Below are 15,414 nucleotides of genomic sequence, written 5' to 3'. Positions count from 1 at the left end.
GTGCGAAATTCGCGGGACGCGCGCCAACTACCCTTGTCCCCCTTTCCGTTCGGGTGGTCGTCCCGTGAAGGAGGTCCGATCACGCCCGATTCGGCCTAGCCTTGGCGACGGCAGTCGCCACCATCCGCACCGCACGAGGTGAGCCCCGCATGAACCTCAGTCCCACCCGGCGCACGCCGGGAGACCTGCCCGCCGAGACCACCAGTTTCGTCGGGCGGCGCAGGGAGCTGGGCCAGGTGGCGGACGTGCTGACGCGGGCCAGGCTCGTCACGCTGACCGGGCCGGGCGGCGTCGGCAAGACCCGGACCGCGGTGCGCGCGGCGCGCGAGTTGCGGGGGACGTATCCCGACGGCGTACGGCTCGTGGAGCTGTCCGCGCTGCACGACCCGGCCCTGCTCGCGAACGCGGTGGCGGCGGCGCTCGACCTGCCGGAGCAGGCGGCGCGGCCCGCCCTGGAGGTGATCGCCGACCACTTGGAGGGCCGCGAGCTGCTGTTGCTGCTCGACACCTGCGAGCATCTGGTCGACGCGTGCGCGGTGCTCTGCGACGAACTGCTGCGCTGCGCGCCCCGGTTGCGGATCGTCGCCACCAGCAGGCAGCCGCTCGACGTGCCCGGGGAGCACGTCCTGGCGATCGGCCCGCTGAGCATGCCGGAGCCCGCGGACGGCGCGGGGCGGGAGTGCGACGCGCTGGCGCTGTTCGCGGACCGGGCGTCCGCGGCGGTGCCGGGGTTCACGGTGAGCGAGGACAACCGGGCGGACGTGCTGGCGCTGTGCCGCCGGCTCGACGGGATCCCGCTCGCCATCGAACTCGCGGTCTCCCGGCTGCGCGTGCTGTCGCTCGACGAGATGCTGACCCGACTCGACGACCGGTTCCGGCTGCTCACGGGCGGGCGCCGCACCTCGGTGCCGCGCCATCAGACGCTGCGTACGGCGATCGGCTGGAGCCACGACCTGTCGACCGCGGCGGAGCGGCTGCTGTGGGCCCGGCTGTCCGTGTTCGCGGGCGAGTTGAGCCTCCAGGCGGCCGAGGTGGTGTGCGCCGACGAGGAGGTCCTGCCGGTCGACGACGTACTGACCTCGCTCATCGGGCTCGTCGAGAAGTCGGTCGTGGTGCGGGTCGAGACCCCCGAGGGCACGCGGTACCGGATGCTGGACACGATCCGTGAGTACGGACAGGAGCAGCTCGCCGCGCTCGGCGGCGAGGAGCGGACCCGGCGCCGGCACCTGGAGTACTTCCTCGACGCGGCGCGCGCCTTCGACCAGGAGTGGACGGGGGACGCGCAGATCCCCCTGCTGCGGGCGCTCGTGCGGGACCAGGCCAACGTCCGGATCGCCCTGGAGCACTGTGTCGCGACGCCCCGGCTGCACTGCGACGGCCTGGAGATGGCGACGGCGCTGTGGGGCTACTGGCACGCGACCGGGCTGCTCACCGAGGGCCGTTACTGGCTGCGCCGCACCCTGGACGGCTGCCGCGACGAGACGCCGCAGCGCGTCAAGGCACTGTGGCTGATCAGCTGGTACATGGACATCCAGGGGGAACGGGGCAAGAACGAGGCGCTGTTGAAGGAGGCCGAGCAGATCGCCGCGCGGATCGGCGACCGGATCGGCGCCACGTGGACGTTCTCCTTCCAGGTCCACCGTCGGTACTTCCTCGGTCAGATGGAGGGCTGCGCCGACGACTTCGACGAGGTCCGGGCCCGGATGACGGCGCTCGGCGATGACACGGGCCTGCTCATGCTGGGCTTCTACGCGGGCTTCATGCTGATCATCACCGGCGACCACGAGAAGGGCATCGCCTGGTGCGACGACTCGCTCGCGCGCGGCGCCGCGCATCCGGGCGAGCAGTGGGCGCGCAGCTGGGCCCTGTGGGTCAAGAGCGTGGGCCTGTGGCTGAAGGGCGATCACGAGGCGTCCGTGGAGTGCGCCCGCGAGGGCATCCGCAGCAAGGCGGCGCTGCACGACCTGATGGGGCTCGCCCACTTCTTGGAGGGCCTGGCCTGGCACGCGGCGCAGCTGCGGCGCTTCGAGCGGGTGGCGGCGCTGCAGGGCGCGGCCGACGCGCTGTGGCGCCGGGCCGCGAAGGAGGCCAGGTTCGGCCTCCCCGTGCTGCACGAACTGCACGCGCAGGCGGCGGACCTGGCCCGCGAGGTGCTCGGTGCCGACGGGTACCACCATTCGTTCGAGGAGGGCGCGGCGCTGCCGCTCGTCGTCGTGGTGGAGCTGGCGCTCGACGACGAGTCGGCGCCGTCCCCCGACGTGCCTCCGCAGCGCTCGGGCCCCACGGACGGGCTGACGCCCCGCGAGCGTCAGGTGGCCGCTCTGGTCGGCGACGGCTGCACCAACCGGGAGATCGCGGCGAAGCTCGTGGTGTCGAAGCGGACGATCGACTCCCATGTGGAGCACATCCTCACCAAGCTCGGTTTCACCTCCCGTTCGCAGATCGCCGCCCTGCACGCCACATCCTCGGCGGACTCCGTCGTTCCGCCGTCCGAGGTGTGACGAAGCGGGCCGTAAGGGCGCGAACAGCCGCTACCTTGAGTACGGAACGACACCTCACCGAGGCCCACGGAGGCCCGATGGCCGAGGACGGTGCACGGGGGCCGGGCCCGCTGCCGAGGTTGCGGCTCGACGAACTGCTCGAAGAACTCCAGGTACGCGTCGGCGCGGTCCGGCGTACCAGAGACCGCCTCCAGGGACTGCTCGAGGCGGTCCTCTCCGTGGGCCAGGAGCTGGATCTCTCCCAGGTGCTGCGGCGGATCGTGGAGGCGGCCGTGATCCTGGTGGACGCCGAGTACGGGGCGCTGGGGGTGATCGGCGAGGACCGGCGCAAGCTGTCGCAGTTCCTGCCGGTCGGGTTCAGCGACGAACTGCGCGCGGAGATCGGTGACCTGCCATCGGGGCACGGCCTGCTGGGCGAGCTGATCCGGCACCCGGAGCCGCTGCGCCTGTCGGAGCTCGCCGAGCACCCCGCCTCCGCCGGCTTCCCGCCGCACCATCCACCGATGCACACGTTCGTCGGTGTGCCGATCCGGGTCCGCGACGATGTGTTCGGAAACCTGTATCTGACGCAGAAGCGCGGCGGCGGCGACTTCGACGACGAGGACGTGGCAGTGTTGCAGACGCTCGGCGCCGCGGCGGGCGTGGCGATCGAGAACGCGCGCCTGTACGAGGAGGTCCGACTCCGGGAGCGCTGGCTGCAGTTGAGCGCCGAGTTCACCGGGAGCCTGCTGTCGGGCGCCGACGAGGCCGAGGTGCTGCGGCTGATGGTGGACCGGGCGCGCGAGATCACCGCGGCGGACCTCGGGGTGGTGGCGCTCCTCGTCCCCGGCGACCATCTGCTGCACGAGATGCTGGCGCTCGGTGAACGCGCCCCGGCGCACACCGACGTGACGCTGCCGCGCGAGGGCACCTTCGCCGGAACGGCGCTCGCCGCGGGCGAGTTGGTCACATCGGACGACATCCGCAAGGACCCGCGGATCACCTACCAGCCGGACCGCTGGGAGGGGCTCGGGCCGGCCGTGGCGGTGCCGATCGGTACGTCGGAGGGCGTGCGCGGGGTGCTGATGCTGGCCCGCCGCGCCGACCATCTCCCGTTCTCCGCCGCGGAGTTGATACCGCTGAGCGGATTCGCGGGGCAGGCGGCCCTCGCCCTGGAGCTCGCGGACCGGCGGCGGGACGCGGAGCAGATGAGCCTCCTCGAGGACCGCGACCGGATCGCCCGCGACCTCCACGACCTGGCGATCCAGCGGCTGTTCGCGACCGGCATGACGCTCCAGAGCGCGCAGCGGTTCGTGCAGCACCCGGAAGCGGCGGAGCGCCTGTTGCGGGCCGTGGACGACCTGGACACCACCATCAAGATCATCCGTTCGACGATCTTCGGCCTGCGCGAGCGCGGCGCCCCGCCGACCGGATCCGGCCTGCGGGTGCGGGTCGTGCGGGCGGTGGAGGACGCGGCCCACGTCCTCGGCTTCACCCCGTCGTTGCGCATGGAGGGCCTGATCGACGCGGATGTCCCGGGTCCCCTCGGCGACGACGCGCTCGCCGTGCTCGGCGAGGCGCTCACGAACGTGGCCCGGCACGCGCACGCCTCGTCCGCCGATGTGGCCCTCGTGGTGCGCGGCGGTGCGCTGACGCTGACCGTGGCGGACAACGGCGTGGGGATCGCCGCGGAGTCGGAAGGCCATCTCAGCGGGCTCGCCAACCTCGCGGCCCGCGCGGGGCGGCGCGGCGGAACGCTGACGGCCGCGGCACAGGACAGCGGCGGCACCCTCCTGGAGTGGACGGTGCCGCTCACCTCACCGGCGCAGGGCGCGTGAGCCGGTGGCGGTCACGGCCGGAACCTGTCGTCCTGCGACAGCCTCGTCGCGATCACGGCGGCCTGGATCCTGCGCTCCACGCCCAACTTGGCGAGCAGCCGGGAGATGTTGTTCTTCACCGTCTTCTCCGACAGGAAGAGCCGCCGCCCGATCTGCCGGTTGGTGAGCCCCTCCCCCACCAGCGCGAGGATGTCCCGCTCCCGGTCGGTCAGCTCGACGCCCTCGGCCACCGCCCCTCCCGCGGCGTCCTGCGCGGTCGGCCCACCCTGCTCCGGGCCGCGCAGGCTGCGCATCAGGCGGGCCGTCGTCGCCGGGTCGAGCATGGACTCGCCCGCGGCAACGGTGCGCACGGCGGAGACGAGGTCGGACCCCTTGATCTGCTTCAGTACGTAGCCGCCCGCGCCGGCCATGATGGCGTCGAGCAGCGCGTCGTCGTCGTCGAACGAGGTCAGCATCAGACAGCTGACGTCCGGGATGAGCACGCGCAGTTCGCGGCAGATCGTGATGCCGTCGCCGTCGGGGAGGCGTACGTCGAGCACGGCCACGTCGGGACGGAGCGCGGGTCCCCGCGCGATCGCCTGCGCGGCGGTGGCGGCCTCGCCGACGACGGTCATGTCGGGTTCCGCTCCGAGGAGGTCGCGCAGGCCGCGCCGCACCACTTCGTGGTCGTCGAGCAACAGGATGCGAATGGGCCGGTCCGCTGAGAAAGTACGTGGCTGTGGCATACGGCCCCCTCGGATGTGGTGTTCCCAGACGGATGGGTGCGAACCCGTCTAGATCCTGGGGCCGGACGGACTGATCCGCCAGGGCCGAACGGTACCGTTCACCCGGCCCTGGCGGCCCGCCGTCGGTGCTATGCGGCCCCGGATCCGTAGGGGGCGTAGAGGTCGAGGAGCCGGGTGCGGGTGACGCTCAGCCGGTGGGCGAGCACCCCGCCCACCCACTGGGCCACGAACGAGCCGAGGCCGGGGTCGGAGGCGCACAGGAGGCGGATCGTGAAGGCGTCGAACTCGTGGGCCCTGACCCGGGTCTCGGCCCGCGCGCCGAGCTGCCACACATACGGCGGGAACAGCCATGACCAGCCGATGAGTTCGCCGTGGCCGAGGTATTCGACGACGGGGGCGTGCCGGCCGGGCACGCGCATGTCGAGGGCGACGCTGCCGCTGCGCAGGATCCAGAAGCGGTCGGCGCGGGAGCCCTCGTCGAAGAGCCGGGTGCCTTCAGGGAAGCTCACGTCGCGCGCGAAGCGCATCATCCGACCGCGGTACTCCTCGGGCAGGGTCTGACTCATCCGTGGTGCCGTGGTGGTCATGAGCGGCCTCCTTCGGGAGCTCCGGCGACGGCCGGGAGCGCTTCCCTTCGGGGCGCCGCCGGGGCCCGACTGTCGGCGGAGCGGGGCTTCGGCGGCGTCATCGCGTCTTCCGGACGGCGTCCTTGCGATACCTCGACGATGCCGGGTCCACGCCCGCGCGGGCAGGGGCCGAACGGCTCCGGCGCGGGGCCCTGTCGGCTCTGGCGAGGGGTCCGTCGGGTCCCTGAGCAGGCGCTCCGCGGCGCAGCGGCCCCGCCCTACGCGTGCCGCCGGCTCCACTCCGGCCCCACTCGGCGCCAGTCGCGCTCCCAGGCCGCGATCCTTCGGTGGTCGAGTGCGCGGCGCAGCAGGAAGCGGGCGAGGAGGGCGAGGGTGGCGGTGGTGACGGTGACCAGGAAGGCCGCGGTGAGCGCGCGGGCCCAGATGGCCTCGGAACCCCAGGGTTCCGTCGTGACCCGGCCGTGCCGGTCGAGCCAGACGGTGGTGCGATCGCCTCGTTCGAGTCCGGCGGAGACGGGCGCCGTCGCCACGACGGTGCCTCGTCCTTCATCGGTCCAGCGCACCTTGACCGGGTACGTGACCGTGTTCTGCACGCCGCTCTGCGACGGCACGTAGTCCGGGGAGTCCTCGACCAGTTTGGCCCGCACCGGATGCCGCTGCTCCACCTGGGCGCGGGCGTGCCCGGTGGCGTCGGCATGGGCCGCCCAGCCCGCCGCGGCACCCGCGGCGGGCGCCACCAGGAGGGCGAGCAGTCCGAGCAGCAGCGCCGCCCAGCCCTCGACCGCGTCCGACCCGCGCCGCAGGGGGTTGCCCTTGGCTTGCCTGAACTTCTTGCAGGTCGTCATCGTCACCTCCCTGCCAGCGTAAAGCCACGCTCGCGCTCCCGGGCGGTCCGGGACAGGGGCCGAACGGCCCCTCGCCGAGGGCCGGTTCGCCTCTCCCTGCGCAGGTCGGACCGGTGAGAGGGTCCCGGACATCGGGGCCCACGAGCCCCCGATCCGTCCGTGCTCCACACGAGTGACCACCGCCTGGCGTGGAACCCGCACCGGAGGCACACCGTCCGCGTCACCGCCACGGAGAGGTTCCCGTCATGACCACTAGCCGCGTACTGAGCGTCGGGACGGACGCTTCACGCGAGAGCGTGCACGCCGCGGACTGGGCGGCGCGCGAGGCACTGCGCCGCCGCCTGCCGCTGCGGCTCGTGCAGGCGGCGGGCACGGAGCGGCCCGCGCCCCGGCTCCCGGACGTCGATCTGCCCGACCGCGGTGTCCTCGACGTGGTCGCGCTCCGGCTCTCGTACGCCCATCCCGCCCTTGAGATCATCGCCCGGCGCCGTGCGGAGCAGCCGGTGGAGGCTCTGCTGGACGCCGCGGCGGAGTCGGAGGCCCTGGTGCTCGGTACGCGGGGCTTCACCGGCTACTCGGGATTCCTCGTCGGTTCGGTCGCCCTGGCCGTCACGACGCGGGCGACGCGCCCGGTGGTCCTGGTGCGGGCCGGCGGGCTACCGGAGGACGAGTGGGAGGGCCCCGACTTCCGTCCCGTGGTCGTGGGGCTCGACGTGACGGCGCCCGTCGACGACCTCCTCTCGTACGCCTTCGAGGCCGCGGCCCTGCGCGGCGCCCCGCTGCACGCGCTGCACGCCTGGACGCTGCCGCCGCTGCGCGGCCTGCAACCGGGCGGGGCGGGGCCGGGCGACGCCGCGCGCCAGGAGGAGCGGCTGCGCCGGTCCCTCGCGGAGGCGGTGCAGGCCTGGCGCACGAAGTATCCGGAGGTGCGGGTCGAGGAGCGGCTCCTGTACGGGCAGCCGGGCCACCATCTCCTCAAGGCGGCCACCGGGGCGAGCCTCACGGTGGTGGGGCGGCGGACCGACGCGTCCCGTCTGGGCTGCACCGCGCACTCGGTGGTGCACCATGTGACCAGCCCGGTCGCGATCGTCCCGCACGGCTGACCGCCAAAGGCACGCAAGTTTTTGCGCTAATCTTGCGCTCCATGACGCGCAGACTTGCTCAGGTGGCGAAGAAGGTCGGGGTCAGCGAGGCCACGGTCAGCCGGGTGCTCAACAACAAGCCCGGGGTGTCGGAGGCGACGCGCCGGTCGGTGCTCACCGCGCTCGACGTCCTCGGCTACGAGCGGCCGACCCAGCTGCGCGGTGAGCGGGCCCGCCTGGTCGGCCTGGTCCTCCCCGAGCTGCAGAACCCGATCTTCCCCGCGTTCGCGGAAGTGATCGGTGGAGCGCTCGCCCAGCAGGGCCTCACCCCGGTGCTGTGCACCCAGACCAAGGGGGGCGTCTCGGAGGCGGACTACGTGGAGCTGTTGCTCCAACAGCAGGTCTCCGGCGTGGTGTTCGCGGGCGGCCTGTTCGCGCAAGGAGACGCCGAGCACGGTCACTACCAGCGGCTCGCCGAGCGCCAGGTGCCGGTGGTGCTCGTCAACGCCGCCATCGAGCGGCTCGGTTTCCCGTGCGTGGCGTGCGACGACGCGGTCGCCGTCGAGCAGGCGTGGCGGCATCTGTCCTCGCTGGGCCACGAGCGCATCGGCCTGGTACTCGGCCCCGACGACCACATGCCTTCGCAGCGCAAACTCGCCGCGGCCCGCGCCGTGGAGGGGAAGCTCCCGGACTCGGCGGTCGAGCGGGCCATGTTCTCCCTGGAGGGCGGGCACGCCGCGGCGGCCCGGCTCCTCTCCCGCGGCATCACCGGCATCATCTGCGCCAGCGACCCCCTGGCGCTCGGCGCGGTGCGGGCCGCCCGGCGCGCGGGGCTCTCCGTGCCGGGGGACGTCTCGGTGGTCGGCTACGACGACTCGGCGTTCATGAACTGCACCGAGCCGCCGCTGACCACGGTCCGCCAGCCGATCGAGGCGATGGGGCGGGCCGCCGTCGAGCTGCTCGTCGCGCAGATCCAGGGCGGCTCGGTTCCGCCCGGTGAGCTGCTGTTCGAGCCCGAACTCGTGGTGCGCGGGTCGACGGCGCCGCCGACCCGGGCCGCGTAGGAAGGAACCAACTCCCCCAAGAACGCCACCTGTTCGCTTTTTGCGGAATACGCGCGACATCTTGCGCTGAACTGGTGGCGGTGCTTGAGTGTGGCTCGCCCCGGCGCCCCGGTCTCGCCGACGCGGTGCCGTGGGCCTCCACGTTCCTGCCTGCACAGGCTCAGGCCCGAAGGGGACCCACCGATGAGAAGCACCTGGCCGCGTCCTGCCCTCCGTACGTCCGCCGTGGCGATCGCCACGGCCCTGGCCCTGGGCTCGCTCGCGGCCTGCGGCACCAGCAGCTCCGACGACGGCGACGGGGCGGGCGCCGGTTCGAAGGCCGACATCAGCGCCCCGCTCGACCCGAAGACCAAGGTCTCGCTGACCATCGACTGCATGCCGCCGAAGGCGAAGGCGGCAGAGCGGCGGCAGTGGATCGAGGACGTCAAGACGTTCAACGAGAAGTATCCGAACGTCACGATCAACGGGAAGTCCACGGCAGGCCAGTGCGAGGAGCCGGCCCGGTTCACCGCGGCGCTCAAGGCGAAGTCCCAACCGGACGTCTTCTACACGTACTTCACCGATCTCCAGCAGGTGCTCGACAACGACGGCGCCGAGGACATCACCCCGTACGTCACGAAGAAGACCGTCCCGGCGCTCGGCTCGATCGACCCGAGCGTGCTTGGCGCGCTGAAGAAGGACAACAAGCTCTACGGCCTGCCGACCAGCAACTACACGATGGGCCTGCTCATCAACCGCAAGCTGTTCGAGCGGGCGGGCCTCGACCCGGACAGGCCGCCGACGACCTGGGCCGACGTGCGCACGGCCGCGAAGAAGATCGCCGGGCTCGGCGGCGGCATCTCCGGGTACGGCGAGTACAGCGCGGAGAACACCGGCGGCTGGCACTTCACGGCGACGATGTACGGGCTCGGCGGCGACGTCGTCTCCTCCGACGGCACCAAGGCCGCCTTCAACGACGCCACCGGACAGCAGGTCGCCAAGCAGCTGCACGACATGCGCTGGAAGGACGACAGCATGGGCAGGACGCAGCTGCTGAAGTGGGGCGACCTGCAGAAGCAGATCGCGTCGGACAAGCTCGGCATGTTCCTAGCCGCGCCTGACGACGTGACGTACATGGTGCAGCAACTGGGCGCCGACTACGACAACTTCGGGATGGGCCCGATCCCCGGCGGCAAGGCCACGCTCTTCGGCGGCAACGACTACATGATCAAGAAGGGCTCCTCGCCGGACAGGATCAAGGCCGCGATCGCCTGGCTGAACTTCAAGACGCTCACCCCCGGCAAGGGCCAGTTCGACTGGGCGCGGACCAAGGAGGACAAGCTCCCGGTCGGCCTGCCGCAGCCCAACTTCTTCACCGGCGCGGTGAAGGCGGACGACCTCAAGTCGCGGACGAACAACGCCACCATGCCCGTACGCAACTTCGAGCCGTTCATGGCGAACCCGGTGCGCGGCAAGGCGGAGCCGCCGAAGGCGCAGGAGGTCTACAAGGTCCTCGACAACGTCATGTCCGGTGTCCTGACCAACAAGAACGCTGACGTCGACAAGCTCCTGTCCACCGCGGAGCAGCAGGTCAACCAGGTGCTGGCCAACCAGTAAGCCGTCCAGCCACCACCTGTGCCCCCGAGGAGTGACCATGTCGGCCCCGACGCTTCCCGCGAAGCCCCGGCAGTCCGCATCACCCGCACGAAGGCATCAACTCACCCCGCGCGACGGCTCGTTCACGCGCACCGTGAAACGCCATCTGTCGGCCCACGGCTTCCTGATCGGCGCGGTGCTCTGCTTCTCCTTCTTCTCCTGGTATCCGATGGTCAGGGAGTTCCTGCTGGCCTTCCAGAAGACGAAGGACGGCCGCACCACCTGGGCCGGCTGGTCCAATCTCACGTACGTCTTCCATGACCCGGCCTTCTGGCAGGCCTGGCGCAACACCCTCCTGTTCACCGCCCTGGCCCTGCTCCTGGGCTTCGCCGTGCCGTTCCTCGTGGCGGTGCTGCTCAATGAATTCCGGCACGGCCAGGGCTACTTGAGGATGCTGGTCTACCTCCCGGTGATACTGCCGCCGGTCGCCTCCGTGCTCCTGTTCAAGTACTTCTACGACCCGGGTTACGGCCTGTTCAACCGGATCCTCGGAGTATTCGGGATACCGGAGCAGCAGTGGCTGCAGTCCACCGACACCGCGATGCTGTCCGTCGTCATCGCGGCGACGTGGATGAACATGGGCGGTGCGACGCTCATCTATCTGGCGTCGCTCCAGGGCATCCCGGGCGAGCTGTACGAGGCCGCGGAGCTGGACGGCGCGGGACTGTGGCGCAAGATCTGGCACGTGACGATCCCGCAGACGCGGCTGATCCTCTCGCTGATGTTCCTGATGCAGATCATCGCGACGATGCAGGTCTTCACGGAGCCGTTCCTGCTGACGAACGGCGCGGGCCCGGAGGGCTCGACCACGACCGTCGTCTATCTGATCTACCAGTACGCCTTCAACTTCAACAACTACGGCGGCGCGGCGGCCCTGGGCCTCGTCCTGCTCGTCCTGCTCGCGGCGTTCTCCGCTGTGTACGTACGGCTGAGCCGCGCATCGGACGACTGAGGAGACGGCACCCATGGCCACCGACACGATGCGCCCCCGCACCCTGATCTCCCCCGCCCAGCTCGGCCGGCGACGGGGCAGGATCCTCTACTGGACCGTCTTCGGCGTGACCATGACCCTGTTCACGCTGGTCTTCCTCGGCCCGCTGTACTGGATGGTGACCGGCGGCCTCAAGACCACCGCGGAGATCGTCCAGTCCCCGCCGACCCTGGTGCCCGACAGCGTGCACCCGAAGAACTACCGGTCCGCCTGGCAGGTCATGGACCTCGCCAAGCTCCTGTTCAACACGCTGTACTACGCGTTCGGCGCGCTCGCCTTCCAGCTCGTCCTCGACGTGGCCGCCGCGTACTCGCTCTCCAAGCTGCGCCCGCTGTTCGGCAACGTCATCCTCGGCATGATGCTGGCGACGCTGATGATCCCGGCGACCGTGCTCGTCGTCCCGCAGTATCTGACGGTCCTCGACGTGCCGATCTTCGAGCGCAATCTGCTGAACAGCCCGTGGGCGATCTGGCTGCCGTCCGTCACCAACGCCTTCAACATCTTCCTGCTCAAGCGGTTCTTCGACTCGATCCCCCAGGAGCTGCTCGACGCGGCGTCCATCGACGGCGCCTCGGCGCTGCGCACACTGCGCTCGGTGGTGCTGCCGATCTCCCGGCCGATCCTCGGCGTCGTCTCCATCTTCGCGGTGGTCGGCGTGTGGAAGGACTTTTTGTGGCCGCTGCTGACGCTGCCGGACCCGGCGAAGCAGACGCTGAACGTCGGCATCTACTCGCTGTCCAACGGCGTCCCGCAGAACCAGCTGATCGCCGCGCTCACCATCGCGTCCGTGCCGACGCTGATTCTCTTCCTGCTCTTCCAGCGGAACATCATGAGCGGTCTGACCGCCGGCGGCCTCAAGGGCTGACCCGCCCGCTCCTGATCACCCCACACTCCCGCGCGAAAGGACCCCTTAGTGCTGGCCGACGACTGGTGGCGCAGTGCTGCCATCTACCAGGTGTACGTCCGCAGCTTCGCCGACGGCGACGGGGACGGCACCGGCGACCTCGCCGGCGTCCGGGCCCGCCTGCCGTATCTGGCCGGGCTCGGCGTGGACGCCATCTGGTTCACGCCCTGGTACCGCTCGCCGCTCGCGGACGGCGGCTACGACGTGGCGGACTACCGGGCGATCGACCCGGCGTTCGGCACCCTCGCCGAGGCCGAGAAGCTGATCGCGGAGGCACGGGACCTCGGCATCCGCGTGATCGTCGACATCGTGCCGAACCATGTGTCCGACCAACACCCCTGGTTCCGGGCCGCGTTGGCGGCGGCCCCCGGCAGCCCGGAGCGCGAGCTGTTCCACTTCCGGCCGGGGCGCGGCGCACACGGCGAGCTGCCGCCGAACAACTGGCCGTCCCAGTTCTCGGGCGCCACCTGGACCCGGGTGCCGGACGGCGAGTGGTACCTGCACCTGTTCACGCCGGAGCAGCCGGACCTCAACTGGGCGCATCCGGTGGTGCGTCAGGAGCACGAGGACGTACTGCGGTTCTGGTTCGAGCGGGGCGCGGCCGGTGTGCGCGTGGACTCCGCGGCGCTGCTCGCCAAGGACCCGGCCCTCGCGGACGCGACCGGCGACGACGACACGAGCGGCTACGTCGACCGCGACGAACTGCACGCCGTCTACCGCTCCTGGCGCGCCGTCGCCAACGACTACGACGGCGTCCTGATCGGCGAGTTGTGGGTCCCGGATCCCGAGCGCTTCGCCCGCTATCTGCGCCCCGACGAGCTGCACACCGCCTTCAACTTCGACTTCCTGAGCCGTCCCTGGGACGCCGCCGAGCTGCGCGCGTCCATCGACCGCACGCTCGCCTACCACGCCCCGGTGGGCGCGCCCGCGACCTGGGTGCTGTGCAACCACGACGTGACCCGCACGGTCACCCGATACGGCCGCGCCGACACCCGCTTCGACTTCGCCACCAAACGGTTCGGCACACCCACGGATCTCGGGCTCGGGCTGCGCCGGGCGCGCGCGGCGGCGCTGCTCTCGCTCGCGCTGCCCGGATCCGTGTACCTGTACCAGGGCGAGGAGTTGGGCCTGCCGGAGGTGGCGGTGGACCGCTCACACATCCAGGATCCGATGCACGCCCGCTCGGGCGGCGTCGACCCCGGCCGCGACGGCTGCCGCGTGCCACTGCCGTGGACCACGGTCGGAGCGACGTACGGCTTCGGGGACGGCGGTGAGGCCTGGCTACCGCAGCCGCCGGACTGGGGGACGTACGCCGCCGAGCGTCAGGAGGAGGATCCGCGCTCGATGCTCTCGCTGTACCGGAGCGCACTGCACCTGCGGGCATGCCAACCGGGCTTTCCCGGGGATGAGTTGACGTGGCTGAGCGCGCCCGAAGGGGTACTCGCGTTCGCCCGCGGGCATGGCCTCGTGTGTGTCGTGAACCTCGGCCCCGAGCCCACCCGTCTTCCGCCCCACCAAGAGGTGCTGCTGACCAGCGATCCACTCGACGGCGCCGGGCGGCTGCCGGGCGATACGGCGGCCTGGCTGCGTACGTAGGTTTGGCTACGTCGATCGGTGGGGTACGCATCACCGTACGTATGAGCCCGGCATACGCCATGCCCGGGCGTGCGTTCGAACGTGGCCCGTGAAGGTGTCCTCCCGGAGGACAAGGGCATATGCCATAAGCACCACCGCATCGTGTATGGCCAAATCCCTTACGGGGCACCGCGGCCTGTGCCAAAGTCTTTAGCGGTCCTTCCGTCAGCCCTGGCCACCTGTGCCCGCATCGGAGTTTCCTCATGCCGCCCCATGCCTTCGCGGACCGCCCCGCCGGCCAACCGCCGGAGCGGGGCGCCGTCGACGCGCTGATCTCGCAGACGCGTCGCCTGCTCGGCGACGTCGACGCGGTGCGCCGCGACTCGGTGACGACGGACGAGGCCGACCCCGAGTCCCGCTGGCAGCGCGCCCTGTACGAACTGGCGGTGCACCAACTCAGCGACCTCGACCGGCACTTGGCACAGCTGCGGGAGGGCCCCGCTCCCCTCGCGGGCCCACCGCCCCAGCGGACCACCGCGCCGCCGTCCCCCGGCTCGCTGCTGAGCCGGGTGGGCAGCGCCGAGTGGAACCTGCTGACCGACGAGGCCACCTGGTCCGGCGAGCTGTACCAGATCCTCGGCAGGGACCCCGCCGCGCCCGCGCTCACGCTCGACGAGCTGCCCGCCCTGGTGCACGCCGACGACCAGCCGAGGCTGACCGCGATGGTCACCGACTGCCTGATCGACGGCAAGCCGATCGACGGGGAGTTCCGCGTCGTGCGCCCGGACGGATCCGTGCGCACGGTGCACATGATGGGCGAGCCCGTGCTCGACGCCGACGGCGCGACCGCCTCGATGTGGGCGGTCGTACGCGACGTCAGCGAACTGCGCCGCAGCCAACGCGCGGTGAGCGAGACCCGTGACTCGCTCCAGCGCCAGCGGCACATCGCGCAGACCGAACACCGGCTCGCGGTCGAGCTGCAGGAAGCCGTGCTACCGCCGTGGCGTGGCTCCCTGCGGCTCCCGCACAGCGGTCCCGGCGGCCTCGATCTCGCCGCCCACTACTTCCCCTCCTCCGTCGGCAACCTCGTCGGCGGCGACTGGTACGACGCACTCGAACTGCCGGGCGGACGCACCCTGTTGACCGTCGGCGATCTCATCGGGCACGGCGTGGCCGTCACCTCCGGCATGGCGATGCTGCTCGGCGCGGTCCGCGGCATGGCGATGCGCGACACACCACCCGGCGAACTGCTCGGCTCCCTCAACCACCTCCTCGACTCGTCCGTGCAGCCCGCTCTCGGCAGCGCCCTGTGCTGCCGCTACGACCCCGCGGACCGCACACTGGCGTGGGCGCAGGCGGGACACCCCGCCCCGCTACTGTTCCGCGACGGAACGGGGCGTGCGCTCGCGCCACCCGCCGGCGTCCTCCTCGGCGCCACGTCCGGCGCCGTCTACGGGCAGGCCGAAGAGCCGCTGCGCGCCGGAGACCTGCTGCTCCTGCACACGGACGGACTCGTGGCACGGCGTGGCTCGACCGCGTCCGTGGGCCGACTGCTCGCGCTGGCGGAGCCATTGACCGCGGCCCGTGACGCACAGGACTGCGTGCACGTGCTCAGGGACGAGTTCGGCCAGGGCGATCGCGAGGACGACGCCTGTGTTCTCGTCGCCAGGATCGGTTCCTGACGAATT

General features: G+C 71.4%; 12 protein-coding genes. 9 read left to right on the top strand and 3 right to left on the bottom strand.

Going from position 1 to position 15,414, the window contains the following annotated elements:
- Positions 1 to 149: 149 nt before the first annotated feature.
- Together OKJ99_RS32425 and OKJ99_RS32420 are read left to right on the top strand one after the other, a co-directional pair.
- A complete protein-coding gene (locus OKJ99_RS32425) occupies positions 150 to 2,501 on the top strand; it encodes a helix-turn-helix transcriptional regulator (protein WP_326021586.1) in 2,352 nt (783 codons plus the stop codon).
- 77 nt (positions 2,502 to 2,578) lie between these two features.
- A complete protein-coding gene (locus tag OKJ99_RS32420) occupies positions 2,579 to 4,318 on the top strand; it encodes a sensor histidine kinase (protein ID WP_326021585.1) in 1,740 nt (579 codons plus the stop codon).
- 11 nt (positions 4,319 to 4,329) lie between these two features.
- Here OKJ99_RS32420 and OKJ99_RS32415 read toward each other — a convergent pair whose 3' ends face one another.
- The 3 genes from OKJ99_RS32415 to OKJ99_RS32405 form a co-directional block, all read right to left on the bottom strand.
- On the bottom strand, positions 4,330 to 5,043 hold the full coding sequence (locus OKJ99_RS32415; RefSeq protein WP_326021583.1) for a response regulator transcription factor: 714 nt from the start codon (positions 5,041 to 5,043) through the stop codon (positions 4,330 to 4,332).
- A gap of 128 nt (positions 5,044 to 5,171) precedes the next feature.
- Complete coding sequence (locus tag OKJ99_RS32410; protein ID WP_326021582.1) at positions 5,172 to 5,630, bottom strand: Crp/Fnr family transcriptional regulator; 459 nt, start codon at positions 5,628 to 5,630, stop codon at positions 5,172 to 5,174.
- Between the two features lie 257 nt (positions 5,631 to 5,887).
- The gene (locus OKJ99_RS32405; RefSeq protein WP_326021581.1) at positions 5,888 to 6,475 is read right to left on the bottom strand and encodes an Rv1733c family protein; all 588 of its coding nucleotides are present in this window, start codon (positions 6,473 to 6,475) and stop codon (positions 5,888 to 5,890) included.
- Positions 6,476 to 6,720: 245 nt separating this feature from the next.
- Here OKJ99_RS32405 and OKJ99_RS32400 point away from each other — a divergent pair, with 245 nt between their 5' ends.
- From OKJ99_RS32400 to OKJ99_RS32370, 7 genes are all read left to right on the top strand, one after another.
- Entirely contained in the window at positions 6,721 to 7,578 is an 858-nt protein-coding gene (locus tag OKJ99_RS32400) for a universal stress protein (protein WP_326021580.1), read from the top strand.
- 41 nt (positions 7,579 to 7,619) lie between these two features.
- On the top strand, positions 7,620 to 8,621 hold the full coding sequence (locus OKJ99_RS32395; RefSeq protein WP_326021578.1) for a LacI family DNA-binding transcriptional regulator: 1,002 nt from the start codon (positions 7,620 to 7,622) through the stop codon (positions 8,619 to 8,621).
- Between the two features lie 183 nt (positions 8,622 to 8,804).
- A complete protein-coding gene (locus tag OKJ99_RS32390; protein WP_326021577.1) occupies positions 8,805 to 10,217 on the top strand; it encodes an ABC transporter substrate-binding protein in 1,413 nt (470 codons plus the stop codon).
- Between the two features lie 37 nt (positions 10,218 to 10,254).
- The gene (locus tag OKJ99_RS32385) at positions 10,255 to 11,208 is read left to right on the top strand and encodes a carbohydrate ABC transporter permease (RefSeq protein WP_326021575.1); all 954 of its coding nucleotides are present in this window, start codon (positions 10,255 to 10,257) and stop codon (positions 11,206 to 11,208) included.
- Positions 11,209 to 11,236: 28 nt separating this feature from the next.
- Positions 11,237 to 12,112, top strand: coding sequence for a carbohydrate ABC transporter permease (locus OKJ99_RS32380; protein WP_326021614.1), 876 nt, complete (start codon positions 11,237 to 11,239; stop codon positions 12,110 to 12,112).
- A gap of 48 nt (positions 12,113 to 12,160) precedes the next feature.
- Positions 12,161 to 13,747 (top strand): glycoside hydrolase family 13 protein, encoded by a 1,587-nt coding sequence (locus tag OKJ99_RS32375; protein ID WP_326021573.1) that lies wholly within the window; start codon positions 12,161 to 12,163, stop codon positions 13,745 to 13,747.
- A gap of 242 nt (positions 13,748 to 13,989) precedes the next feature.
- Positions 13,990 to 15,408, top strand: a complete 1,419-nt coding sequence (locus tag OKJ99_RS32370) for a PP2C family protein-serine/threonine phosphatase (protein WP_326021572.1) — start codon at positions 13,990 to 13,992, stop codon at positions 15,406 to 15,408.
- The last annotated feature ends 6 nt before the right edge of the window (positions 15,409 to 15,414 follow it).

It is taken from the genome of Streptomyces endophyticus, from assembly GCF_035798155.1.
In the GTDB taxonomy this organism is placed as follows: domain Bacteria; phylum Actinomycetota; class Actinomycetes; order Streptomycetales; family Streptomycetaceae; genus Streptomyces; species Streptomyces endophyticus.
The sequence above is the reverse complement of the archived record's forward strand: the minus strand, read 5'-3'. Positions and strand labels throughout refer to the sequence as shown.